This window comes from Pelagicoccus sp. SDUM812003 (assembly GCF_031127815.1).
In the GTDB taxonomy this organism is placed as follows: domain Bacteria; phylum Verrucomicrobiota; class Verrucomicrobiia; order Opitutales; family Opitutaceae; genus Pelagicoccus.
Genome location: NZ_JARXHY010000083.1, coordinates 1 through 357 on the forward strand (window position 1 = coordinate 1; position 357 = coordinate 357).

Sequence of the window (357 nt, forward strand, 5' to 3'; positions counted from 1 at the left end):
TGGTTGTGAAAGAGTAGGGTAGGATACGTCCTTGCTGCGTCCACAACTCGGGCGCTTGGCCCGAGTTGTATCGAGCGCCTTGTTCGACCAAATTTTCATTCTCTCTTCCGTATCCTTTATTCAATGCAGGATCACCTTTGGTTTTCTATGTCTGAATCCTTGAATTTCTGTACGAGTATTTTGAAACTCGAGATAGAAAGCCCGAGCATGCCGATTAGGGTTAAAGACGAGGATACCAGAGTGAGAGATCTTTGTTCGTAAACTGCAGACATGACTAGAAAAGCTGCCGATGCTCCAAGAGTGAATGATGCGATTGCCAATAGAATTAGGTGTCTTTTCATTTTCTTTTGTCGAACG

1 protein-coding gene is annotated in these 357 nt (G+C 44.3%); it reads right to left on the minus strand.

Features of this window, described 5'->3' with window-relative positions; all coding sequences use genetic code 11:
• Nucleotides 1–120: 120 nt before the first annotated feature.
• The coding region (locus QEH54_RS22890) for a hypothetical protein (RefSeq protein WP_309021056.1) at nt 121–357 on the minus strand (237 nt) is incomplete at its 5' end.